This is a genomic window from Methylocystis sp. WRRC1, assembly GCF_020733155.1.
Taxonomy (GTDB): domain Bacteria; phylum Pseudomonadota; class Alphaproteobacteria; order Rhizobiales; family Beijerinckiaceae; genus Methylocystis.
Genome location: NZ_JAJFZJ010000001.1, coordinates 1330474 through 1354016 on the forward strand (window position 1 = coordinate 1330474; position 23543 = coordinate 1354016).

16 protein-coding genes are annotated in these 23543 nt (G+C 66.5%); 9 read left to right on the forward strand and 7 right to left on the reverse strand.

What is annotated here, in order from left to right; all coding sequences use genetic code 11:
• Nucleotides 1–52 precede the first annotated feature (52 nt).
• Together LG047_RS06530 and LG047_RS06535 are read left to right on the forward strand one after the other, a co-directional pair.
• Complete coding sequence (locus LG047_RS06530; protein WP_227966006.1) at nucleotides 53–1768, forward strand: hypothetical protein; 1716 nt, start codon at nucleotides 53–55, stop codon at nucleotides 1766–1768.
• Between the two features lie 61 nt (nucleotides 1769–1829).
• Nucleotides 1830–2990, forward strand: coding sequence for an AI-2E family transporter (locus LG047_RS06535; protein WP_227966007.1), 1161 nt, complete (start codon nucleotides 1830–1832; stop codon nucleotides 2988–2990).
• Nucleotides 2991–3068: 78 nt separating this feature from the next.
• On the opposite strand, the gene LG047_RS06540 is transcribed toward LG047_RS06535, so the two are convergent.
• The 4 genes from LG047_RS06540 to LG047_RS06555 all read right to left on the reverse strand — a co-directional run bounded on the left by LG047_RS06540 (nucleotide 3069) and on the right by LG047_RS06555 (nucleotide 10310).
• On the reverse strand, nucleotides 3069–3770 hold the full coding sequence (locus LG047_RS06540; RefSeq protein WP_227966008.1) for a sulfotransferase family protein: 702 nt from the start codon (nucleotides 3768–3770) through the stop codon (nucleotides 3069–3071).
• A 151-nt stretch (nucleotides 3771–3921) separates the two neighbouring features.
• Nucleotides 3922–5097, reverse strand: coding sequence for a lytic murein transglycosylase (locus LG047_RS06545; protein WP_227966009.1), 1176 nt, complete (start codon nucleotides 5095–5097; stop codon nucleotides 3922–3924).
• 110 nt (nucleotides 5098–5207) lie between these two features.
• Nucleotides 5208–5507 carry a hypothetical protein gene (locus LG047_RS06550; protein ID WP_036285794.1) on the reverse strand — a complete coding sequence of 100 codons (300 nt, stop codon included), beginning with the start codon at nucleotides 5505–5507 and terminating at the stop codon, nucleotides 5208–5210.
• 102 nt (nucleotides 5508–5609) lie between these two features.
• A complete protein-coding gene (locus tag LG047_RS06555; RefSeq protein WP_227966010.1) occupies nucleotides 5610–10310 on the reverse strand; it encodes a peptidoglycan-binding protein in 4701 nt (1566 codons plus the stop codon).
• Between the two features lie 373 nt (nucleotides 10311–10683).
• Here LG047_RS06555 and LG047_RS06560 point away from each other — a divergent pair, with 373 nt between their 5' ends.
• From LG047_RS06560 to LG047_RS06585, 6 genes are all read left to right on the forward strand, one after another.
• On the forward strand, nucleotides 10684–12477 hold the full coding sequence (locus LG047_RS06560) for an acyl-CoA dehydrogenase C-terminal domain-containing protein (protein ID WP_227966011.1): 1794 nt from the start codon (nucleotides 10684–10686) through the stop codon (nucleotides 12475–12477).
• 57 nt (nucleotides 12478–12534) lie between these two features.
• Nucleotides 12535–13743, forward strand: coding sequence for an acetyl-CoA C-acetyltransferase (locus tag LG047_RS06565; RefSeq protein WP_227966012.1), 1209 nt, complete (start codon nucleotides 12535–12537; stop codon nucleotides 13741–13743).
• Between the two features lie 152 nt (nucleotides 13744–13895).
• The gene (locus LG047_RS06570; RefSeq protein ID WP_227966013.1) at nucleotides 13896–16103 is read left to right on the forward strand and encodes a 3-hydroxyacyl-CoA dehydrogenase NAD-binding domain-containing protein; all 2208 of its coding nucleotides are present in this window, start codon (nucleotides 13896–13898) and stop codon (nucleotides 16101–16103) included.
• 138 nt (nucleotides 16104–16241) lie between these two features.
• On the forward strand, nucleotides 16242–17066 hold the full coding sequence (gene lgt / locus LG047_RS06575; protein ID WP_227966014.1) for a prolipoprotein diacylglyceryl transferase: 825 nt from the start codon (nucleotides 16242–16244) through the stop codon (nucleotides 17064–17066).
• Nucleotides 17063–18145: a class I SAM-dependent methyltransferase gene (locus tag LG047_RS06580; protein ID WP_227966015.1), complete on the forward strand. Its 1083-nt coding sequence runs from the start codon at nucleotides 17063–17065 to the stop codon at nucleotides 18143–18145. Before lgt ends, LG047_RS06580 begins: the two co-directional genes overlap by 4 nt.
• A 15-nt stretch (nucleotides 18146–18160) precedes the next feature.
• Nucleotides 18161–18937 carry a polyphenol oxidase family protein gene (locus LG047_RS06585; RefSeq protein ID WP_227966016.1) on the forward strand — a complete coding sequence of 259 codons (777 nt, stop codon included), beginning with the start codon at nucleotides 18161–18163 and terminating at the stop codon, nucleotides 18935–18937.
• Here LG047_RS06585 and LG047_RS06590 read toward each other — a convergent pair whose 3' ends face one another.
• The gene (locus tag LG047_RS06590; RefSeq protein ID WP_036285784.1) at nucleotides 18938–19954 is read right to left on the reverse strand and encodes a TonB family protein; all 1017 of its coding nucleotides are present in this window, start codon (nucleotides 19952–19954) and stop codon (nucleotides 18938–18940) included. It abuts the gene before it with no gap.
• Between the two features lie 294 nt (nucleotides 19955–20248).
• Here LG047_RS06590 and LG047_RS06595 point away from each other — a divergent pair, with 294 nt between their 5' ends.
• Nucleotides 20249–21916, forward strand: a complete 1668-nt coding sequence (locus tag LG047_RS06595) for a multicopper oxidase family protein (RefSeq protein ID WP_227966017.1) — start codon at nucleotides 20249–20251, stop codon at nucleotides 21914–21916.
• 76 nt (nucleotides 21917–21992) lie between these two features.
• Here the strand turns inward: LG047_RS06595 and LG047_RS06600 are convergent, their stop codons facing one another.
• Nucleotides 21993–22280: a hypothetical protein gene (locus tag LG047_RS06600; protein WP_036285780.1), complete on the reverse strand. Its 288-nt coding sequence runs from the start codon at nucleotides 22278–22280 to the stop codon at nucleotides 21993–21995.
• 271 nt (nucleotides 22281–22551) lie between these two features.
• Nucleotides 22552–23502 carry a Spy/CpxP family protein refolding chaperone gene (locus LG047_RS06605; protein ID WP_227966018.1) on the reverse strand — a complete coding sequence of 317 codons (951 nt, stop codon included), beginning with the start codon at nucleotides 23500–23502 and terminating at the stop codon, nucleotides 22552–22554.
• Nucleotides 23503–23543 lie beyond the last annotated feature (41 nt).

A 23543-nucleotide genomic window follows, 5' to 3' on the forward strand; every position in this document is an offset into this window, starting at 1 on the left:
GCTGCGTTAACAGGTGACGTGCCCCCATTGGGGGGCCTCGGAGAGCGTTGGTTTGAGCAGTGTCGTGACGACCCCGGCGCAGGACTTGAAGCTCTCGATTCTCGAGGAGTTGCACCGCGCCTGCGACGCCGGGCTGGAGGGCGCGAGCGACCGCCAGCGCAATCTCCTTTCCTATCTCGTCACGGAGGAGCTGGAGGGGCGCGGCGAGCGGCTCAAGGCCTATTCGATCGCGACGGAAGTGCTCGGCCGGCCCGACGATTTCGATCCCCAGCAGGACAGCATCGTCCGAGTGGAGATCGGCCGGCTGCGGCAGGCGCTCGAACGCTATTACCTGACGGACGGCAAGAATGCGTCTGTCGTCATTTCGATCCCCAAGGGGCAATACCGCCCCGTTTTCACGCGCGCGCAGATCGATCCGCCGCCCCCGCCGGAGGCGGCCATGCCGCCGACGCGGCGGTTCGGCCGCCACGCCATGCTCGCAGCGCTGGTCATGTTAGCGGCCGGCCTCCTCGCCGCCGTTTTCTGGAAATTCGCCGCCGGGCCGGCGCCCCGACAGACCGCCTCCCTTGCCCGGCGCGGCCCTGTCGTCGCCATCGCGCCTTTCGACTTCCACGCCGACAGGGAGGGACAATCCTATATCGGCGGCGGCCTGCAGGCCGATCTCGCCGACATTCTATCCGAATATCAATGGCTGACGGTCATTCCGCTGACCGACGAAAACGGAGCGGGGCCGGGCGGCGACTCGATCGCCACGCCCGACTTCGTGGTGCGCGGCTCACTGCGGCTGGTTGGCGACCAGCTGAAGGCGACCGTTCTTCTGCTCGACGGCCGAACAGGCGCCGTGCGCTGGACGAACCGTTACGAACTGAGCCTGCGCGCCGGCGAGGTTCTGGCCATGCAGAGCGACCTCGTCAGAAATATCGGCCGGGACGTCGGCAATCCCTTCGGCATCGTCGCCGATATCGCGCTGGCCCAGAGGACGCGCAACGAAAAACTCTCCGACGAGGCCCTCACCTGCCAGCTGCGCGCCTTCCACTACTGGAAAACCTTCAAATCGCAGGATTACGGGCCGGCCTGGCGGTGCCTCGAGGCGGTCAAGGCTCGCGGCGCGGTCGACGCCAACACGCTCGCTATCGCCTCGCTCCTGAGCTTCGACGCGCACAACGCCCGCTATGCCGACCGGTCCCGCGAGGAAGCGCGCGCCGAGGCGGCGGCGACCGCCGCGCGCGCCTATGAACTCGACAGTTCCGAATTCATTCCCAGAGTCGCGCGATACAGCGCCGCGATCTGCACCGGCGACATAGACGGCTTCCGGCAGGTCGCCCACGAGACCGTCGAGCGTTTTCCCAACAATCCTCTCGCCCTGGCCGACATCGGCTCCCGCTTTATCCTGGGCTCCGGGGATTACGCCGAAGGCGCGGCGCTGATCGAACGCGCCCGCGCCATCGCCCCCGACCTTACCCCGCTCGACACCGTCGCCATCGCCGTCGACGCGCTGCGACGCGGCGAATACGCCGACCGGCCGCGCCTGCGCCGCGCGGCGGCGCGCACCGACTCGGCCGTCGTGCTGATCGTCGAAATGGCGCTGGCGGCGGCGCGCGGCGACGTCGAAGAGACCACGAAAATGCGACGGCGCCTGTCCGATCTCGGGTTTGCGGACGAAAAATCGATCGCCGAGGCGCTGGACACCACCTGCTGGTCGCGAAACATTCGCGATCTCGTGAAATCGAGGGCGGTCGCCGCTTTCCGGAACGCGCGCGGAGAGTGACGCCGGCGCGCCGGCCCGCTAGAATCGCCCGAAATAATCTCCAGCAGAACGGATCTGTCGCGTGGACGAGGAATCCAACGGCCTGTTTGGCTTCAACGGCGTCGAACGGCGCTTCAACGCCATGTTCATCGAATTGTCGATCCGGCTCTTCGTTATCGGCTTTCTCGCCTATTGGACCTTCATCATCATCCAGCCCTTCGCGGCGATGATCGTCTGGAGCGTGGTGCTCGCCGTCGCCTTCGATCCGGTGTTCGAAAAGGTTTCCGGCTGGCTCGGCGGGCGGCCGATCCTCGCCGCGGCGCTGATGACCATCGCGGGCCTTGTTCTCATCATCGGCCCCGTCACATGGATGGGCGTGGGCGTCATCGACCCGCTCAAGGGCGTCCTCGCCGGCTTCGAGAACGGCGACCTGTCGGTTCCGCCGCCGCCCGAGTCCGTCAAGGACTGGCCGCTGATCGGCGACTGGCTCTTCTCCTATTGGGAGCTCGCGTCGACGAACATCCATGGCGCCCTGGCGCAGATCCTTCCGCAACTGAAGCCGGTCGGCGAATATCTGCTCGCCGGGGCCCGAAACGCCGGCCTGGGCACTCTCAAATTCCTGCTGTCGGTGGCGCTCGCCGGATTCCTGCTCGCCTCGGGCCCGCAATTGCTGGTCGGCATAAGGGCGCTCGCCCGCCGGATCGACCCGACCAATGGCGACAAATTCGTCAATCTCGCCGGCGACACGATCAACGCCGTCTCACGCGGCGTGATGGGCCTGTCGCTGATGCAGGCGGTGATCGGCGGCCTGGGCATGTCGCTTGCCGGCGTGCCTGGCGCAAGTCTGCTGACCCTCGCCATTCTCGTGCTCGGTATCGTTCAGATAGGGCCGCTGCTCATTGTCGCCCCGGTGATCTTCTGGGCCTGGACGCATATGACGACCGGACCCGCGCTGGCCCTCACGATATGCATGGCGACCGTTAATTACATGGATAACGTATTGAAACCATTCCTTCTTGCGCATGGGCTCTCGACGCCGATGGCCGTCATCTTCATCGGCGTCATCGGCGGCGTTCTGGCGCACGGGGTCGCCGGCCTCTTCGTCGGTCCTGTCGTGCTCGCCGTCGTATGGGAGCTGGGCAAGGCGTGGATCGCCGATGATCTCGACGAGACGCGCCAGGACACGGGGGCCGACAGCCCGCTTTCGTCGTCGCAGACGCTTTCCATTTCCTCGAAAGATTGAGACGCTGGCTCCGATCGGGGCGAAACGCAGGTCGAATGTCCCGGCTTGCCGGACTCAGCCTCGGGCGAGGCTCCAGCGCTACAGCGACCGGGAAAACAGGCCGCCGCAATCGCGTTCGATGAAATCGACGAGCAGGCAGTCTTCGGAGCTGTCCTGCCTGATCCGCTCCGCCAGTCCGGAGCTGATTGTCTGTCCGTCTCTCGGGGCTTCGTTCATGGGGCCGAGGTAACGGAATTCGGGCAAAAAGTTGCGAACAATCACTTCCAGCGCGTTGTATGTCATCGCCACATGCGACAGGCAGCCGACGAGGGAATAATGCTGCGAAACCCTTTCGCGCGCCGCCTCGAAGCTCTCGACGCCGGCGATCGCCCGGCACTGGGCGTTGCCGGTGTGAAAGCCTTTCTCACGACAGAAGTCGTAATAATAGGCAAAATCCCTGTCGCCGACATGTGCCGCGATGTGCGGCTGCCAATCGGGACTGCGCCGCATCAGGTAATACAGCGAAAGCATGCGTTCGACTGGATCGCGGACGATCGACAACAGCAAATTCCCGTCGCTCAGCAGACCGAGTTTTTGCAGACGTTTGAACCCGATGTGACCACCCGTATAGAAGACGCCCGCGACTCTGTCATTGAAGGCGGCGGCAAATCTCTGCTCGTCTTCAAAAGATCCGTTGAAAACAAAAAAGTTTCTCGATTTCAACGCCGCGTCGAAAGATGCGTGGATCGAAGAACCGGAGGTTCTCGGAATATGGTTGAACACAATCAGACTGTCTTGCATGCGTCGTGTTCATCCACTCCACATCGACTCCGGGCGCGCCGAACGTGCTTCAACTTCTAAATTGTTGCGCGTTCGGATGGAAGACCGCAGATCACCTTCCAGTGAACGCTGGAACTGAGCGGCGAGGCGGGTGCGTCATCGCCCGGTTCGCTCACCGCCCGCGTAGCGCGTTGAGCACTTTCAGACTCGCGCGGCCATTTCGCGGCAGGCCGACGCGGCCCTGGAAGTCGGCGATCGCCTCTTTGGTCTTGGTCCCGATCACGCCGTCAGGATCGCCAACTTCGTAACCCGCGCGGATAAGCAGCGATTGCAACTCGCGGCGTTCGGCGCGCGAAAGGCCCGGATCGTCCGTCGGCCAGGGCGTCTGGATGCCGGGGCGGCCGCGAAGGCGGTCGGAGAGCACGCAGATCGCCAGAGCATAGGACTCGGCGGCGTTGTAGGCGTAGACCGCGTCGAAATTCTTCGTCACCAGGAAGGCCGGGCCGTTGCGTCCGGCCGGCAACAGTAGCCCCGCCGAGCCGCCGCCCAGCCCGCCGCCGTCGAGCCGCGTGATCCCGCGCGCTTCCCAGAAGGACATGGGCTGCTTGCGCGTCCGGCCGCTCGGGCCCGAATAGCCCTCCGGCAGCCGCACCTCGAAGCCCCAGCGCTCGCCGGAGCGCCAGCCGCTCCTGCGGAGGTAATTCGCCGTCGAGCCGAGCGAGTCGGCGGCCGAGCTCGCGATGTTGCGCCGTCCGTCGCCGTCGTGATCGACCGCCGCGCCCAGAAATGTCGACGGCATGAATTGCGTGTGCCCGAAGGCGCCCGCCCATGAGCCCATGAATTCGTCGGCGCGAATGTCGCCGCTGTCGAGAATCTTCAGCGCGGCGACGAATTCCTTGCGCCAGTAATCGTTACGGCGCGGCGCCTCGCAGGCGAGCGTCGCCAGCGACTGCACCACAGGCCGCTTGCCAAAACTCTTGCCGAAATCGGATTCGACGCCCCAGACGGCCACCACGGTCGCCGGATCGACGCCGAAGCGGCTCTCGGCGGCGTGCAGGGCGGCCGCGTGCTTGTGCAGCATGGCGCGGCCTTCTTCGACGCGCTCCTCGTCGACGAGCCCCGCGACATAATCCCAGACCGGCGTCGTGAACTCCGGCTGCTTGTCCATGAAGCTGACCGCGTCATTGGGCTCCAGCCCGTCGGTCGCCGAAGCAATGGTCTGCTGGCTCACGCCGGCCCCGGCCGCCGAATGGCGCAGACCGCCCAGACAGGAGGACCAGTCGGCGCGCGCCGGCGCCGAAGCGAAGAGAAGCGCGGCCCCGGCCGCAAGCAGGTGATTCGCCTTCATGCCGGGAGATTACCTCGCACATGGTTAATTTTCATGGAAGGCGCGCCAAAAACGAAAGCTCCCGCAAATTTCTCCGCGGGAGTTCCAAGGGACACAGCGACGGTCGCGCCTCAGTCGCAGATGCGGCGCGGGCGGAAGCCGACCTGATAGCCCCATTCGTCGAACACCGGACGGCGCTCGACCCAGCAATGCGGCGGAGGCGGCGGCGGGGCGACATAGACCGGCTCGGCGTAGACGACGGGCGGTCGCGGCTGGGCGAGCGCGCCGCCTGCGATGGCGCCGAGCGCGAAGCCGCCGATGCCGGCCGCAATGGCGGGGCCGGCGGAGTCCGCCCGCGCAGGCGTCGACGGCGCCAGCGCAAGCGTCCCGATCGCAAGAGCGGCGGGAAGGGCGGCGAGGGTCTTTCTCATCTCTCACTCTCCAACAGGGTCATCAGGCCCGCTGGATCAGGACAATAGAAGCGATTTCGTAGACGAATCATTAACGCCTCGAAAACCGTCGCCCCTGCCCCGTCAAATCTGCGAAACCTTGGCCTTCGCGGCCGGCTTGACCGGCGCCTTCACGGGGTCCTTCACCGCCTGCCCGCCGAGTTTCGGAGGGAGCACGTCGTTGGCGTCGCGGATCGGCTCCCTGGCGTGGAAGCCCTCGGCGAGCGCCTTCGCCGTCGCGAGTTCCTTCGAGTCCAGCCGCGCCCCGACCTCATCGCGCTTTTTGCCGGCGTCGGCGTCGCCCTGCTGGGCGGCGGCGGCGAACCAGAGATAGGACTGGATGAGGTTCTGCTCGACGCCGAGTCCTCTGGCGTAGAGGATCGCGAGATTGAACTGGCTGTCGCGAACGCCGAATTCCGCCGCCTTTCGGAACCATTGCGCCGCCGCCGTGTAATCCGGCTTGCCGTCGCCGCCCTCGGCGACAAGCACGGCGAGATTGTGCATGGCGCGAGCGTTGCCGGCCTCCGCGGCGGATTGATACCATTTCCTGGCGCTCGCAAAGTCGCGCTCGACGCCGACGCCCTTCTCGTAGAGCGAGCCCAGCCGATACTGCGCCGGCGCAAGACCCTGCGCCGCCGCCTTCTCGAACCATTGCGCGGCGGTCCGCGCGTCGCGGCCGACGCCTCGGCCATCGGCGTAGCGTACGCCCATCTCGTACTGCGCGGCGGCGTCGCCCCCGGCTGCGAGCGCCTTGATGGCGTTGGTCGCGTCAGTCGCGGACAGCGGATTGACCGGCGCGGGGCTGATCGCGCCGGTCGGCGTCGGATCGACCGGCGTTTCGAGGCTTGCGGCGCCTGCCGGCGTCTGCGCGGGGCTCGAATCCTCGGCGCGCGGGGGAGAGATCATACGCGGCGGGGCGCCGCGCGTTTGAGGCTTTGTCGGATCGGTCGCCTGCGGCGGGGAGATCATGCGCGGCGGCGGCGCGTCTTTCGGCGTGGCGACGGGCGCCGCCGGAGTCTCGGGGGCCTCGGCCTTCGGAGCCGCGTCGGCGGCCGTCGGCGCCGGCGCGGCGGCTTCGGCCTCCTGATGCTCCTGATGGGTCGAGGCGCCGTTGTCGACGCCCTGGATGCTGACGCGAGCGATCTGATAGGCGCCAATCAGCAGCACGATCGCGCCGAGACCGAGAAGCAGGGGGCGCTTGCGCTCCTGAATGGCGGCGCCGATCGAGCCGAACTTCGCGATCTTCCCGCCTTCGCGGGCTTCGGGAGCGTCGACCCTGGCGCGCGCGGCGGCGCGGCGGGCGTGCTGCGACTCCGCGGCGCTGGCGTCGAGCGCCGCCTGCTGGGCGGCGCGGCGGGCGGCGGCGATGAAGTCCGACTGCACCGAACGCGGGCCGACCGGGGCGACGTCCTCCTCCTCCTCCTCCTCGACCGACGCGGGCGCGGACAGTGGGGACTCGCGCCGCGCGCCGCCGCCGCCCGGCGGCAGCAGAAAGTCCATCAGGTCTTCGTCGTCGCTCGTCTCCACCCGGCCACGGCGCGGCTCGGCCGCCGGCGCCGCGGGCTCGGCGATCAGGCGCGCGTTGGGCTGGCGCGGCGAGTTGACGGCCGGCCAATCCTCCGTGCGACGCCGGGGCGCCGTCACGGGCTCGGGCGCAGGCGAAGGCGCAGGCGCCGCGGGCGCGGCGACGGAGGCGGGCGCGGGCGCGGGCGCGCTGCGGATTTCGCTCAGCTCGTCCTCGAACATGGCGAGCCGGTCGACCACGCGCTCCAGCGTCTCATGCACGGCGAGCAGCGTTTCATGCGTCCGCTGGCCGCTCTCGTCCTGCGTCTTGCGGATATCGGTGAGTTCACGTTCGACCGCGGCGCGCAAGGCGGAGGGATCGGCGCTCGACGCTTCGCGCAGAATGTCCTGCGTCGCGCGGCGGACGGCCTCTTCGGCCGCGAGAGTCGTCGCCGTGCGCGCGTCCTCGATCTGGGCGACGAGCGCGCCGATTTTCGATTCGATCGCGGCGAGCGCGGCGCCGTTATGGTCATTGCGGTCGAGACGCTGCGACAGCGCGCCGATCTGGCTCTCCAGAGCTTTCAGCGCCGCCGTGTCGTCGCGCGGATCGAGCGCCTGATTCATGCGGTCGGCGAGTTCCGAAACGAGCGCCGCGAGATCGCTCTGACGCGCCTCGACGCGCGCGCCCTCTTCCGCGCGCTGAGCCAGCGCGAGCTGCATGCGTTCGAGACGATCGGAAATGTCGTCGAGTTGCGGATTGTGCTGCGGCCGCGCGAGCAGCGCGCCCAGCTTCGGATTGGCGGTCGGGTCCTCGAGCCGGTCGATCTTGCGGGAGAGCTGGCCGATCTGGTTTTCGATCGCCTGCAGCTCGGGCTGCCTCACGCCCGCTTCGAGCGCGGTCTCGATCTTCTGGTCGAGGCCGCGCACCAGCTCCTCGATGTAGCGCACGTCGGCGGCTTCGCTCGGGCCGACGCCCTGCTCAAGCCGCTGCGCCAGCGTCTTGTGCACGAGGTCGATGCGCTGGGCGAGTTCGGCGAACTGCCGGTCGGCGACAGGCTTCGCCAGCATCGCCTCGATGCGGGCGATGGATTCCTTGGGCGCGGGATCGGCAAAGCGGGTTTCGAGACGCTCGATCTTGCGGCCGATTTCCTCGAAGGCCGGCGCGTGGGATTTATGATCGAGCGCCGAGTCGATCTTCTTGGCGAGCTTGGCGACGAGCTGCTCCAGCGGCCCCGTATCCACGGGCTTCTGCTGCGCGGCGCTCTTGTCGATGCGCTGCGCGAGCGACTTGCCGAGCGCGTCGATGCGCTCGCCGAGTTCGTCGAAGCGTTTGCCGCCGACGCGCGCGACGGCGTCGTCGAGCTTGCCGGCGAGCTGCTCCAGACGATGATTGAAGGTCTCGAAGCCGCTGCCCGTCTCCGCCGCGACAATGGCGCGGATCGCGCGCACGAGTTCGCCCATGTCGAGCGCGGCGGCGGCCTTGGATGCGTTGCTGTGGGCGAGCGCCAGAGCGTCGACGCGCTGGCTCAGATCGAAGAGCCGCGTCTCGAGCTTTTCGAGCGGCAAGGGGCGCGCAGTCAGCGCGGAAAGCTGCTGCTTGATTTCGTGCGTCTGCTCCGACAATTCGCGCGTCTGCAGGGAGAGTTCGCGCAGGGCGATCGAATCGTCGGGGTTCGACGCCTGCATGGCGTCGAGACGGCGGCCGATGGTTTCCACATCGGCATGAAGGTTACGCACGATCGGGCTCGGATCGAGCTCCCTGATCACCGCGCGCAATTCGCCGGCAATGCGCTCGGCCGGGGCGAGGAGATCGTCGGCGACGCCACGATGGCGCTGCGACTCGATGCGATGCGCGAGATCGCGCAGCGCGGTTTCGACGGCGGCGACGGAGGCGCGCGGCGCGAGATCGTCGATGGCGCGCGACATGTCCTCGACCTCGCGCCGAAGACCTTCGACCTGGCGCATGACGACCATCTGCTGGTCGGCGCGTTCGCCGGAGTCCTGACGAACCGTGTCGAGCTGTTGCGCGATCGCGTCGAGCGTCGCCTGCAGGGACGCGAAGCGCTGGGCCGGCGGCTCGCCGCCCCAGACGTCCGGCTCGGGAACGGGGGCGGGAATCGGCGCGCTGGCGCGGACGATGTCTTCGTCGAGAACGCGCTGTCGTTGCGTGATTTCGGCGATGGCGTCGACGAGCGGACGGCGCGTGCGCGGCTCGACGCGGCGCAGGCCCTGCTCCAGCGCGGCGGCGCTGGCCCCGTTCATGTCGAGGGCGGGCGCGACCGGCTGCGGAGCCGCGGGCGCGGGCGGCGCGACTGGCGCGAGCCTGGCCTGGCGCTCGCGCTCCTCGCGTTCGCGGGCGTCCTCGTCGAGCCGGCGGGCGATGTCGGCGAGGCGCTTGTCGAGTCCGCTCAACGCGTCCTCGAAGTCAGCTGTGCGATCCTCGCTCGACAGCTTGTCGAGGCGTGACTCGAGACGCGCGAGCGCGCTGCGGATCGGACGAACAGTGGCGTTCGCGCCCGGCTGCTCGCTGAGCCGGCTTTCGATGCGGCCGAGCCTGTCGGCGAGCGCGGCGATCCCGCTCTCGGCCGCGTCGCGTTCGCGCTGGCCGTTTTCGAGAACGGCGGCGATGTCGTTCAGGGCATGGGCGGTCTGGCGCTCGCTTTCCTCCGTGCGCTGGGCGAAGGCGGCGATCACCTTTTTGACGTCCGCGCCGTCGTCGCGGCGCTGGCTGCGCTTGATGAGCCCCGCGAGATTGTCGAGCGCGCGGGCGGTCTGGCGCTCGCTCTCGGCGAGGCGCTTCTCGACGATGGCGGCGGCGTCGTCGACAATCGCGCGCGGATCGATCCGCGGCGGCTCCTCGTCGCGCCAGCGGCGCGGAGCGTCGCCCTCGCTTTCCCAGTCACGGCGCTCCCGACCGCGATGCGAGCCGCCGCGCGGCTCCTTGTGGCGCGGCTCATGGTCGAATTCCGGCTCCCGGCGGCTTTGGCGCCGCTGCGAGGCTTCGCGACGATCCTCGGCGTCGTCGCGCCAGCGGCGGGTTTCGCGCGGCGGCTCGGGCTCGCGCCGCGAACGGGCGAGCCGGCGCGCGGCGGCGTCGAGACGGTCGCCGTCGCCATCCTCGTCGGAGTCGAAATCCTCCTCCGGGAGTTCGTCCGCTTTCTCGCGAATCGCGTCGTCGAGCCAGTCGCCCAGGCTCTTTCCAGAGCGGCGCGCGGCCGCCCGGGCCGCCTCGCGCGTGTCGTAATCGAGGCCACGGAGATTGCGCGAAAGAGCCTTGGTCATGTGGGTGTCCGGCGGGTCGAGGCCCGTGGGCAAGATGTTGAAGAGACGAAGGGAACCGACTCGAAACCGCGCGAATCGCGCTTAACTCGGGGCGCGGGGCGCCAACGGCGACGACTTTCCGTCAATCAAGGTAAATAAGCGGTTAAGATTTAGCTCAACCGGCGCCGTTTCATTCACCTTTGCGGCCGACCCTGCCGTGGCTGTGATTCGTAAGCTTAACCATTGAAACATCTATCCTGCCGCCGCATCAAGAGTTGTGAGCGACGTTCACCGCCTATTGCGCGGCTCCGCTCGCCTATCTACCTATGACGCGTCGGCGCTTCGCCGGCGCGCGCGGCGCGGCGGAAAAGCGTTGACTTTCAAGGAGGCGTATATGCCGAGCTATAAGGCGCCGGTCGACGACACGCTTTTTCTCCTCAACGACGTGCTGAATTTCCAGCAGTTCGGAAGTCTTCCCGGTTTCGCGGATGTCACCCCGGACGTGGCGGCGCAGATTCTCTCCGAGGCGGGGAAGCTTTGCGAGGAGGTTCTCACGCCGCTGAACCAGTCGGGCGACGCCGTGGGTTGCACGCGCAAGCCTGACGCAAGCGTCGCTGCGCCGCCGGGCTTCAAGGCGGCCTTCGACGCCTATGCGCAGGGCGGCTGGATCGGCCTGCCCGTGCCGGAAGAATATGGCGGACAGGGCCTACCCTATACGCTGACCATGCCGATGAGCGAATTCGCCTCCTCGGCGAACATGGCTTTCGCCATGTATCCCGGCCTGACGCAGGGCGCGCTCGCGGCGCTGCTGACCCATGGCTCCGACGAACAGAAGCGCCTCTACGCGCCGAAAATGACCGAAGGCCGCTGGACCGGCACGATGAACCTGACCGAGCCGCAATGCGGCACGGACCTCGGCCTGCTCACGACCAAGGCCGTCCCGCGCGCCGACGGCAGCTATTCGATCACCGGTCAGAAGATCTTCATCTCGGCCGGCGAGCATGATCTGGCCGAAAACATCATACATCTCGTGCTGGCCCGGATCGAGGGCGCCCCGGCCGGCGTGAAGGGCATTTCGCTCTTCATCGTGCCGAAGATTCTGGTGAACCCGGACGGCTCGCTCGGCGCGCGCAATGGCGTCGCCTGCGGCTCCATCGAAGAAAAGATGGGCATCCACGGCAACGCCACCTGCGTAATGAACTACGACGGCGCGCAGGGCTTTCTCGTCGGCGAGGCCAATCGTGGCCTGAACGCCATGTTCGTGATGATGAACGAGGCGCGGCTGGGCGTCGCCGTGCAAGGCCTCTCCCAGTCCGAGGTCGCCTATCAGAACGCCGTCGCCTATGCGCGGGAGCGCCTGCAGGGCCGCGCGCTCACCGGGCCGAAGAACCCCGGCAAGAACGCCGATCCGATCATCGTGCATCCCGACATCCGCCGCATGCTGCTCGAGATCAGGTCGTTCAACGAGGCGGCGCGCGGCCTCGCGCTCGCGGCGGCGCTCGACAGCGACATCGCCCATCGTTCCGACGATCCGGCGGCGCGTCAGGCGGCGGAGGATCGCCTCGGCCTGCTGACGCCGGTGCTGAAGGGCGTCTTCACGGATGTCGGGTTCGACAACGCCGTGAAGGCGCAGCAGGTCTTCGGCGGTCACGGATATATCCGCGAATGGGGCATGGAGCAGTTCGTCCGCGACGCCCGCATCGCCATGATCTACGAGGGCGCCAACGGCATTCAGGCGCTCGACCTCGTCGGCCGCAAGCTGCCGCGAGACGGCGGCCGCGCGATCATGGCCTATTTCAAGGACTCGGCCGAATTTCTCGGTTCGCTCAGCGGCGATGAAGCGATGAAGCCCTTTGTGACGCCGGCGCAATCGGCGCTCGGCGACCTGCAGAAGGCGACCATGTGGCTGATGCAGAACGCCATGGCCAAGCCCGACAACGCCGGCGCCGCGTCCTACGACTACATGCATCTCTTCGGCCGCGTGGCGCTCGGGCTGATGTGGGTGAGAATCGCCCGTGCGGCGATCGAGAAGAAGGCCCGCGAGCCAGACGCGGCCGCGTGGATGGACGCAAAGCTCACGACGGCGCGCTTCTACATGGAGCGCATGCTGCCCGAGACGAGCCTGCGCCTCGCGCGCATTTCGACCGGGGCCGACACGATGATGTCGTTACCCGAGGACATGTTCTAGGAAATAAGGCGGCGCGTGAGGCGCGCGCGTCGCCATGCGCCCATCTGAGGAGACCCCATGCCCGAAGCCTACATCTACGACGCCGTGCGCACGCCGCGCGGACGCGGCAAGCCGGACGGTTCGCTGCATGAAGTCTCCTCGCTCGGCCTCGCCAATACGGCGCTGAAGGCGATCAGGGAGCGCAACAATCTCGCCGGCCCCGAAGTCGACGATGTCATCCTCGGCTGCGTCGACCCCGTCGGCGAAGCTGGCGGCGACATCGCCCGCGCAGCGGCTATCGCCTCGGGCTATTCGTACAAGGTTCCCGGCGTGCAGATCAACCGCTTCTGCGCCTCGGGGCTCGACTCGGTGAATTTCGCCGCAGCCGAGATCATGTCGGGCCAGCATGACCTCGCGATCGGCGGCGGCGTCGAGAGCATGAGCCGCGTCGGCATCGGCGCCTCGGGCGGCGCCTGGCCCGTCGATCCGACGATCGCCATTCCCTCCTATTTCATGCCGCAGGGCGTTTCCGCCGATCTCATCGCGACGAAATACGGTTTCTCCCGCGACGACGTCGACGCCTACGCCGTCGAATCCCAAGGGCGCGCCGCGAAGGCGTGGGAGGAAGGGCGCTTCAGGAAATCCATCACGCCCGTGAAGGACGTGAACGGCATAACGATCCTCGACCGCGACGAACATATGCGGCCGGGAACCGACATGCAGTCGCTCGCGAGCCTGAAGCCCTCCTTCGCCTTCTATGCCGAACAGGGCGGCTTCGACGCCGTCGCGATACAGGCCTATCCTGAAATCGAGAAGCTCAACTACGTGCATCACGCCGGCAATTCGTCGGGCATCGTCGACGGCGCGGCCGCCGTGCTCGTAGGCTCGAAGGAAGCCGGCGAGAAGATCGGCGTGAAGCCGCGCGCGCGCATCCGCGCCTTCGCCAATATCGGCTCCGAACCCGCGATCATGCTGACCGGCCCCGTCGATGTGACGAAGAAGGTGCTGAAGCGCGCGGGCATGTCGCTTGCGGACATCGATCTGTTCGAGGTCAATGAAGCCTTCGCGGCGGTCGTGCTGCGCTATCTGCAGGCTTTCGATCTCGACGCAGCGAAAGTGAACGTCAATGGCGGCGCTATCGCGCTCGGCCATCCGCTCGGCGCGACGGGCGCCATGCTGATGGGAACGGCGATGGACGAACTGGAGCGCTCGGGCAAATCCATCGCGCTGGTGACGCTCTGCATCGGCGCCGGCATGGGCACGGCGACGATCATCGAGCGGGTGTGAATGCGGCGTTTCCTCGTCCTTCGAGACGCGAGCGTCGCTCGCTCCTCAGGATGAGGAAACACTCTCGAGCCTCATCCTGAGGAGCCCGCGAAGCGCGGCGTATCGAAGGACGAGGCTCGAAAGCGGCTTGAGAAGAATTTTGGGAGCAGTCAATGAACCTCGTCAATTTCCGCTTCGAGACCGGCGCCGACGGCGTTGCGCTCCTGACATGGGACATGCCCGAGCGCTCGATGAACGTCATCACACCCGAAGTGATGAACGAACTCGAACAGGTCGTCGACAAGGTCGCGAGCGACGCCGCGATCAAGGGCTGCGTGATTGCGTCCGGCAAGAGCGCCTTTTCCGGCGGGGCGGATCTGACCATGCTGCAGCAGGGCGCCGCGCAATACGCGAGGGCGCTGAAGGAGCAGGGCGAGGAAGCGGCGAACAGGCTTTTCCTCGAGAATGCGCGGCGGCTCTCCCTGCTCTATCGGAAACTCGAGACCTGCGGCAAACCCTTCGCCATCGCCATTCACGGCGTGTGCCTCGGCGGCGCCTTCGAACTCGCGCTCGCCTGCCATTATCGCGTGATGGCGGATGACGACAAAACGAAAGTCGGCCTGCCGGAAATCAAGGTCGGCCTCTTCCCCGGCGCCGGCGGCACGCAGCGCGTCGCGCGCATCATGCAGACCGGCGATGCGCTTCAGTTCCTGTTCCGGGGCGATCAGGTCAAGCCGAAGGCGGCGCTCGGCGCGAAGCTTGTGCATGAGATTGCGCCGAAAGCGGAGATCGTCGATCGCGCAAAGGCATGGATCGTCAATGGCGGCAAGGCGCTCGCGCCATGGGACGCGAAGGACTTCAAGAACCCGTCCGGCAAGGTTTTCTCGCCGACGGGCATGATGATCTGGCCCGCCGCCAACGCCATCCTGCGCCGCGAGACATACAACAACTATCCCGCCGCAAGGGCCATTCTGCACGCCGTGTACGAAGGCCTGCAATTGCCCATGGATCAGGCGCTGACGGTCGAGGCGCGCTGGTTTGCGCATATCCTGCGCTCGAAGGAAGCCGCGGCGATGATTCGCTCGCTGTTTCTTTCCAAGGGCGAGTTGGAGAAGGGCGCGCATCGTCCGGCGAATGTTCCGCCGACCAATCTCAGGAAGATCGGCGTTATCGGCGCGGGCTTCATGGGCGCCGGCGTCGCCTATGTCAGCGCGCTCAATGGCCTCGACGTCGTCCTGATCGATCGCGATCAGGAGAGCGCCGACAAGGGCAAGGCGGTCATCGACAAGCTCATTTCCGGCTCCGTCATGAAAGGCCGCGCGACCGCCGCCGACAAGGAGGCGTTGATGGCTCGGGTGAACGCCACGGCCGACTATGCGTCGCTCAAGGGCTGCGATCTCGTGCTCGAAGCCGTGTTCGAGGACCGCGCGGTGAAGGCCGATGTGACGAAACGCGCGCAGGACGTGGTGGGCGGGGACGTGATCTTCGCCTCCAACACCTCGACGCTGCCGATCACATCGCTCGCCGAGACCTCGCAGAAGGCGGAGAATTTCATCGGCGTTCACTTCTTCTCCCCGGTCGAGAAGATGCTGCTCGTGGAAGTGATCATGGGCGAAAAGACGGGCGACCGCGCGCTGGCGACGGCGCTCGATTTCGTGCGGATCGTCAGGAAGACGCCGATCGTCGTCAACGACACGCGCGGTTTTTACGCCAATCGCTGCGTGCTGAACTTCGTGCGCGAAGGCCAGATCATGCTGACCGAAGGCGTGCCGCCGGCGATGATCGAGAATGTCGCGCGCATGGCCGGCATGCCTGTGGGACCGCTGTCGTTGAACGACGAAGTCGCGCTCGACCTCGGCTGGAAAATCCTTTGCGCCGCGAAGAAGGATCTGGGCGAGAAGGCGGTCGATCCGCGTCAGGAGCGCGTGCTGCGTTACATGGTCGAGGAGCAGGGTCGCTTCGGCCGCAAGAATGGCAAGGGTTTCTATGACTATCCCGCCGACGGCAAGAAATCGCTCTGGCCCGGCCTTTCCGCCCTCGCGGAAAATCAGCTCGATCCTGACACGATCGACATAGAGGAGCTGAAGCACCGGCTGCTCGTAATTCAGGCGGTGGAGGCGGCGCGCACCATGGCGGAGGGCGTCGTCACCGATCCGCGCGAGGCGGACGTCGGCTCCATCCTCGGCTTCGGCTTCGCGCCCTTCACCGGCGGCACGATCTCCTACATCGACGGCATGGGCGCAAAGGCTTTCGTGGCGCTCTGCGACAGGCTCGCGGCGAAGTTCGGCTCGCGCTTCGAGCCCCCGCAGTTGCTGCGCGACATGGCGGCGAAGGGGGAGACTTTCTACGGCCGGTTCATGCCGAAACAGAAGGCGGCGTGAAACCGCCAGATGTCTGCGTCCCTCGTCCACAGGCCGAGGGACGCTCCCGCGGGACATGACATCTCCATAAGCGACGGCTAAAAAGGTTAACGAAGCGCGACTCACCACCCGCGCCGCGCGTTCGGACTTCAGCCTCTCATGCCCATTTTCGCCCTTCCCTTTCCGGTGGTCGATCCGGTCGCGGTCAATATCGGGCCCCTGCCGCTGCGCTGGTATGCGCTGGCCTATATCGGCGGCTTCGTCTTCGCCTGGTTCGGCATGCGCGCGCTTGTCGGCAAGGAGTCGCTTTGGTCGAGCGGACAGGCGCGGCCGACGCGGGAGGGGATCGACGATCTTCTCGTCAATGTCGCGCTCGGAATCATCATCGGCGGGCGCCTCGGCCATGTGCTGATCTATGATCCGGGCTTCTATCTCGCCCATCCGCTGGAAATCTTTCAGACGTGGAAAGGCGGCATGGCCTTCCATGGGGGGCTCATCGGCGCAATCATCGGCATGGCGCTTTATGCGCGGCGCGGAGCCATCCCCTTCCTCACCATCAGCGACATCTGCGCGGCCGTGGCGCCTGTGGGTCTGTTCTTCGGGCGGCTCGCCAATTTCATCAAGCCAGAGATGTGGGGCCGCGAAACCGATGTCCCCTGGGGCATGGTGTTTCCGGGCGCCGGCGACGCGCCGCGCCATCCGAGCCAGCTTTATGAAGCAGGGCTGGAGGGCGTTGCGCTCGGGCTTCTGCTGTGGTTCGCCGCGCGCGGCGGCGCGCTGAAGCGGCCGGGCCTCATCACGGGGCTTTTCGGCGTCGGCTATGGCCTCGCGCGCATTTTCTGCGAATTCTTCCGCGAGCCCGACCCCGTGCAGGAGGCGCTGCCGCACGGGCTCACGATGGGCATGGTTCTGTCGCTGCCGCTCGTTCTTCTCGGAACGCTCGCCATGCTGAACGCGCTGCGCAAAAGGAGCGTCCCGGCATGAATCCGCTCAAACAGGAGATCGCCGCGGCCATCGCGCATGACGGGCCGATGACGCTCGAACATTTCATGTCGCTCTGCCTCGGCCATCCGCTCCATGGCTATTACATGACGCGCGATCCCTTCGGCGCGGGCGGCGATTTCATCACAGCGCCGGAGATCAGCCAGATGTTCGGCGAACTCATCGGCGTATGGGCGAGCGAAGCCTGGCGCGCGGCGGGGTCGCCCTCGCCTGCGCGGCTCATCGAGCTTGGCCCCGGCCGAGGCACGCTGATGTCGGATGTGCTGCGCGTCGCGCGCATATCGCCGCAATTTCTCGACGCGATCACGGCGCATCTCGTCGAAATGAGCCCGGCGCTGCGCGACATCCAGCGGCAGACGCTCGCCAGCGCCGCGAAGCCGGTGGATTGGGCGACGGATTTCGCACATACGCCGCATGGGCCGGCCTTCATTCTCGCCAACGAGTTTTTCGACGCCCTGCCCGTGCGCCATTTCGTCAAGACGATCGGAGGCTGGCGCGAGCGGCTCGTGGGGCTCGACGCCGGCGGCGAACTCGCCTTCGGCCTTTCGGATCGCGTCGAGCCGACGCTGACCGCGGCGGCGCGCGAGGGCTCGATCATCGAAGTCTGCCCCGCGGGCCAGCGCCTGATGGGCGACATCGCCGCGCGACTGGTCGCGGAAGGCGGCGCGATGCTCGTCATCGACTATGGCTATACGCAGACCTCGCTCGGCGACAGCCTTCAGGCGGTTGCCCGCCATACCTATGTCGATCCTCTCTCCGCGCCGGGCGAGGCCGATCTGACCGCCCATGTCGATTTCGCCGCGCTCGGCCGCGCGGCGCGCGCGCAGGGCGCAAAGGTGATGGGGCCGGTGACGCAGGCGCATTTCCTGCTTCAGCTCGGCATCGAGCGGCGGGCGCAATCATTGTCGAAAAAGGCGACGCCCGAACAGGCGGAGGAGATCGCCAGCGCTTTCGACCGGCTGACCGGAACGCAGGACCCGCGGCGCCACATGGGCGCGCTCTTCAAGGTGATGGCGGTGACGCATCCCGACATGCCCGACCTGCCGGGCTTCTTCGTGTAATCACAGGAGCGGCGAGTGACCCATCCGCCCGCGCTCAGCGCGCGAAATCTCGATCTGCCCGGCGTGCGCCACGCTTTCTTCACCCGCGAGGGCGGCGTGTCGGAGGGCGTTTACGCATCTCTCAACGGCGGCGTCGGCTCCAGGGACGAGGCGGCCCGCGTCGGCGAAAACCGCGCGCGCATGGCGGCGCGGGTCGGCGTCGCGCCGGAGCGGCTGCTGGTGCCGTTCCAGATCCACTCGGCCGACGCGATGACGGTCAGCGAGCCCTGGGCGCCCGAGGATCGGCCGCGCTGCGACGGGCTTGTCACGCGCGAGGCGTCGCTCGCCCTGGGCGTCACGGGAGCCGATTGCGGCATGTTGCTTTTCGCGGACGCGCGCGCGGGCGTGATCGGCGCCTGCCATTCGGGCTGGAAAGGCGCGCTCGGCGGCATGATCGAGGCGACCGTCGTCGCCATGGAGAAACAGGGCGCGCGGCGCGCGGACATCCATGTTGCGCTGGGACCGGCGATCCACCCGGAGAGCTATGAGGTGGGGCCGGAATTTTCCGCGCGCTTCATCGAGTCCGACCGCGCCTTTGCGCGCTTCTTCGCGCCCTCGCCGCGCGAGGGCCATTCGATGTTCGACCTGCCGGGCTTCATCGCGTCGCGGGTCGAGGCGCTCGGCGTCGCCTCCTTCGAGAGCCTTGCCGTCGACACTTATACGGATGAAACGCGCTGCTTCAGCTACCGGCGCAGCGTGCATCGGCGGGAGCCGGACTACGGGCGGCTGGTGTCGGCGATAGCGCTGGCGTGATCACTTCGTGGCGTAGGTGAACAGCATCGAATGCGGCAGGCCGCGCGGTGGCGGCGGGAAGGGCGCGGCCCTGCGCACGGCGGAAAGCGCGGCGGCGTCGAGATCGGGCATGCCGCTCGATTTATAGACCGCCTGATGGGTGAGATTGCCCATCTCGTCGATATAGAAGGCGACCACGCCCCTCGACGAAATCTGGCTCGCGCGGACCCGCGCCGGGATCTGCATATGCGGCATGATGAGGCCATAGAGGATGGTGAGATAGGTCGTCTTCGCCTGCCCGCCGCCGACAGGCGACTGCTTGGGCGGCGCGGCCAGCTTGAAATCCGGCAGCGGCGCCAGCGCGGCGACCTGATCGGCGATCGACTTGGCGTCGCCTTTCTTCGCCGGCTTCGTGTCCTTCGTGTCGGGCTTCTCGGTGGGCGTGGGCGTCTTCTCCGCGCGCTCGATGATCTCGGCGTCGGGCTTGTCCTCCACCTGCTTTTCGGGCGCGGGCTCGGGCGGCTTGTCGCCGTCCGCGTCGTCCTGCGCGTCCTTCAGCCCCTGAGGCTTCTCGTCCTTGGGCGCGAGCTTTTCCGGCTCGTTGCGCTTGGTCTTGGCCTCCTTCGCCTCCTCGGGGGCGTTCTGCTCGCTCTTCTCCTTGCTCTCGAGCTTGGGCGCATCGAAGGCAGGCTCCTCGATTTCGGTCGGCGGCGGCGGAGGCTTCTGCTTCTGTTCCTCGGCCTTTTGCTCGGGCTGCGGCGGCTCCGGCGGAGGCGGCTCCTCCTTTGGCTGGGGCGGCGGCTCGGTGATCACCTCGACGGGGATTTCCTCGATCGCCGGCGGAAGAAGCGCATTGCGCTGATCCTCCCACAGCAGGAAGGCGAGAATGGCGGCGTGCAGCAGCAGGCACAGCAGAATAAAGGCCGCAAAGCGCGGACGCGGCATGAGCCGGCCGTCGCGGCGCGGCTCGAACAGCCGATCCATCGCAGCCGCGGCCAGGCTCGCGCCGAACGCTTTTTGTCGAACAGTCTCATTCATCGCGATGGAGAAACCCGCCGCCGTTCACGCGCAAGCCGCGCGCCATATACGGATTGCATCGTCGCCGCTGTCGCCGCCCTGGCGTCACTCATGCCATGAACACGGCGAAAGCGCTGTAATTTTGGCACAGTCCGTGGCCGCTTCGCAAACCTTCCGCGCATGGGGCTGAAATGGCTGCGTCCTCCCTGCGCGCAATGACGCCATTTGCCGCAGTTTTTTCGGCTCCGCCCCTGCTTATATAAGAGGCAGCTAATTTAAGCCTCGCGCGGTGTAAAACGCGCGCAAGGGGGATCGATGCTCAACAGAATCGAGTTCACGCGGCGCGGATTTCTGCTTTCGGCGGCGGCTGCGGCGACTCCGTCCTTCGCTCTCGACCACGGTGGACAGGGGGTCCCGAATGTCGCCTCCGCGAACTTCAATCCCGACGTCGAGATCGAACTCGTTTGCAAACGCGACGCGGTTCCAATTCTGGGTGGAAAGCCCACGCAGGTGTGGCGCTACGTCGGCAATCTCGTGAAAGGGCCGCCGAATACGCTGACCAGCCTGCCCGACAGCTATCTCGGCCCGCTGATGCGCCTCGTGAAGGGGCAGAAGGTGCGCATCCGCCTGCGCAACGAACTTCCGGAGCACACCATCACCCATTGGCATGGGCTGCATGTTCCGATGGCGGCGGACGGCCACCCTTCCGCCGCGATCGAGCCGGGGCAGACCTATGTCTACGAGTTCGAGGTGCGCAATCGCGCGGGCATGAATTTCTACCATCCGCACACGCATGAGGCGACGGCGACTCAGGTCTATCGCGGCCTCGCGGGCGGCCTGATCGTCGAGGACGCGGAGGAGCGCGCGCTGGGTCTGCCTTCCGGCGAATATGAGATTCCGCTCGTTCTGCAGGACCGCTCCTTCGATAGCGAAAACCAGCTCGTCTATGGCGACGACATGCACACCAGCATGTTCGGCTTTTACGCCGATCGCGTGCTGGTCAACGGACGTCCCGACTACAAGCTCGAAGTCGCAAGCCGCGCCTATCGGCTACGCATTCTCAACGGCTCCAACGCGCGCATATACAAGCTCGGCTGGGACGACGGAACGCCGCTCACCGTGATCGGCGTCGACGGCGGCCTTCTGGAGAAGCCCGAGACGAAACCATATGTGATGCTCGCGCCGGCGGAGCGCGTGGATCTCTGGGTCGATTTCAGCGGCCGCGCCGTGGGGTCGAAACTCGTGATGTGGAGCGGCGGCTTCTATGGCCTCGTTCCGCCGATGGCGGAGCGCATGATGGGCAGCGCGATCTCCATGACCGACGGCTTCCCGATCTTCTCCGCGACGGTGACGCGCGCCATCGGCGAGAGCCCGAAGCTGCCCGAGAAACTTTCGACGATCAAACACTACCGGATGGAGGAGGTCGCCAATCGCAATGATCCGATCCCGATCGCGATAACCATGGCGCATATGTCGATGCTGCTGAACGGCGGCGCCTTCGGACACGATGACCTGCTGCCACAGGAGCACATCCCCGTCGATACGGTGCAATTGCTGGAAATCTTCCACGAGCACGGCCACATGGGCATGGGCGGAATGATGGGCGGCAGGGGAATGGGCGGAATGGGAATGGGCCGCGGCATGGGAATGGGCGGCATGGGCATGATGCGCGGCCGCATGGGCATGGGCGGCGGCATGCGCGGCATGGGAATGATGGGCATGTCGATGGCGCATCCCATCCATCTTCACGGACAACAGTTCGAGATCGTCAGCCGCATTTACGAAGGCGACGATGAAGAGGCTTACGCCACCGTCCGTGACGGATTCGTCGACAGCGGGCTAAAGGATACGGTGCTCGTCGCGCCGGGCGAGCGCATCCGCATCGTCAAACCGTTCCAGGATTTCAAGGGGCGCTTCATGTATCACTGCCACAACCTCGAACATGAGGACATGGGCATGATGCGCGAGTTTTCGGTGGAGTGACGCCTTCCCGGACGGCGCTCCCGAAGGCGCGCCGATCGATGCGAGCACGGAGACCCACGGTCCGAGGGACCGGACGTCAGATATTGCAGACGTAGCTGAGTTCGCTTCTGCTGATCTGATCGGCGACCCAGGCGACGCCCTTGGCGCGGTTCGCCTCGATGAAGGCAGACGCCCTGTTCAGCTGATCCTCGGAGAGGGACAGGTTGCACACACGCGCGACCTGACGGCCAATCTCCGCCTTGCGCGCGACCGGAGTCGGGCGGGAAAAAACGGCGCCGACGGCGTCGGCGGCGGAAGATTTTGCAAGGGCCGGGGCGGCCGCCATGACAAGCGCGCAGCACGCGAAAACGCGGATCTTCGTCATTAGTGTCCTTCATGGTTGAACGGACGCGACATCAACGCCGGCAAGTCCGAAAGCCGCGGCGGGAACATCATCCGCAAGGCGACAGGCCAATTTTAGCCGCCAACATTGTGACGACTTTAGGGCCGTCGTCAGCCGATCGAAATTTGGGCGAATCTACAAGCAATTATGATCCGGCAATTCTGCCCTGCTTGGAAGCGGCGAGGTCGCGGCCGCTCAAAGAAATGGCCCCGCACCCGAAGATGCGAGGCCGTCTCGTTCATTGTCGCGGGCTTCAGTGCTGCATGCCGCCCATGCCGCCACCGCCGCCGCCGTGGCTCATGCCGCCCATCATTCCACCCATTCCGCCCATCATACCGCCCATGCCGCCGCCGCCGCCCATGGACATGCCGACTTTCATGATGCTCGTCATCGTCTCGCTCGCGATCTTCTTCTGTTCATCGCTGAGCGTCGTGAAGAAGGGCTCGATCGCGGCCTTCTGCGCGCGCACGATGTCGAGATGATCGACCATATGGTTTTCCATCATCGACAGCTTGTGCAGCACGGGGGGTTTAGAATGGTCCATGCGCTCGTCCGTGGCGGCGCATTTGGCGCTGGCCTTCTGCGCGGCCGCGCGCCATCCCTCGGCGAATGTGTTCCAGGACGACGCCTGCTCGTCGGTCAGCTTCAGCTCGGCCTTCAGATAGGCGAGACGACCCTCGAGATGTTCGGTGAAGCCGCACATCATGTTCTTCATCATGCCGCCCATGCCGCCGCCGCCATGGCTCATGCCCGACATTCCAACGCCCATTCCGCCCATTCCGCCGTCATGCTTCATGCCGCCCATGCCGCCGCCTGCGCCGCCGCCGCCATGGTTCATGCCCGACATTCCGCCGCCCATGCCGCCCATCATGCCGCCCATTCCACCCATGCCGCCGTCATGCTTCATGCCGCCCATGCCGCCATGATGACCCAAATGCTCGTTGGCCTTGCCCGCGTCCGCCTTCGGCGCTTCGGGCCCCGTGGCCGTTTCGGGCGCGGCGCCGGACTGGGCCTTGCCGGGGTCGGCCCACTGGATCGGCGCATTCGCGGCGCCGTGGCCGCTGTGATCCATCTTGCTGTGATCCATTCCGGCGTGATCGCCGGCCTGCTGCGCCTGCGCGATGGAGAGGCCCGCCCCGAGCAGCAAGGCGGCCGCGCTGGCCGTGAAACATTTGCCGCGCAAGAATCTGTTCTGCGTCGTCATGAGACCCTCCCTAGCTTATGTATTTTGTTCGACGCGGCGAC

Coding starts and splice junctions, on each gene's coding strand:
- LG047_RS06540 (WP_227966008.1), bottom strand. CDS start 3,770: ATGCAAGACAGTCTGATTGTGTTCAACCATATTCCGAGAACCTCCGGT.
- LG047_RS06545 (WP_227966009.1), bottom strand. CDS start 5,097: ATGAAGGCGAATCACCTGCTTGCGGCCGGGGCCGCGCTTCTCTTCGCT.
- LG047_RS06550 (WP_036285794.1), bottom strand. CDS start 5,507: ATGAGAAAGACCCTCGCCGCCCTTCCCGCCGCTCTTGCGATCGGGACG.
- LG047_RS06555 (WP_227966010.1), bottom strand. CDS start 10,310: ATGACCAAGGCTCTTTCGCGCAATCTCCGTGGCCTCGATTACGACACG.
- LG047_RS06560 (WP_227966011.1), top strand. CDS start 10,684: ATGCCGAGCTATAAGGCGCCGGTCGACGACACGCTTTTTCTCCTCAAC.
- LG047_RS06565 (WP_227966012.1), top strand. CDS start 12,535: ATGCCCGAAGCCTACATCTACGACGCCGTGCGCACGCCGCGCGGACGC.
- LG047_RS06570 (WP_227966013.1), top strand. CDS start 13,896: ATGAACCTCGTCAATTTCCGCTTCGAGACCGGCGCCGACGGCGTTGCG.
- lgt (WP_227966014.1), top strand. CDS start 16,242: ATGCCCATTTTCGCCCTTCCCTTTCCGGTGGTCGATCCGGTCGCGGTC.
- LG047_RS06580 (WP_227966015.1), top strand. CDS start 17,063: ATGAATCCGCTCAAACAGGAGATCGCCGCGGCCATCGCGCATGACGGG.
- LG047_RS06590 (WP_036285784.1), bottom strand. CDS start 19,954: ATGAATGAGACTGTTCGACAAAAAGCGTTCGGCGCGAGCCTGGCCGCG.
- LG047_RS06595 (WP_227966017.1), top strand. CDS start 20,249: ATGCTCAACAGAATCGAGTTCACGCGGCGCGGATTTCTGCTTTCGGCG.
- LG047_RS06600 (WP_036285780.1), bottom strand. CDS start 22,280: ATGACGAAGATCCGCGTTTTCGCGTGCTGCGCGCTTGTCATGGCGGCC.
- LG047_RS06605 (WP_227966018.1), bottom strand. CDS start 23,502: ATGACGACGCAGAACAGATTCTTGCGCGGCAAATGTTTCACGGCCAGC.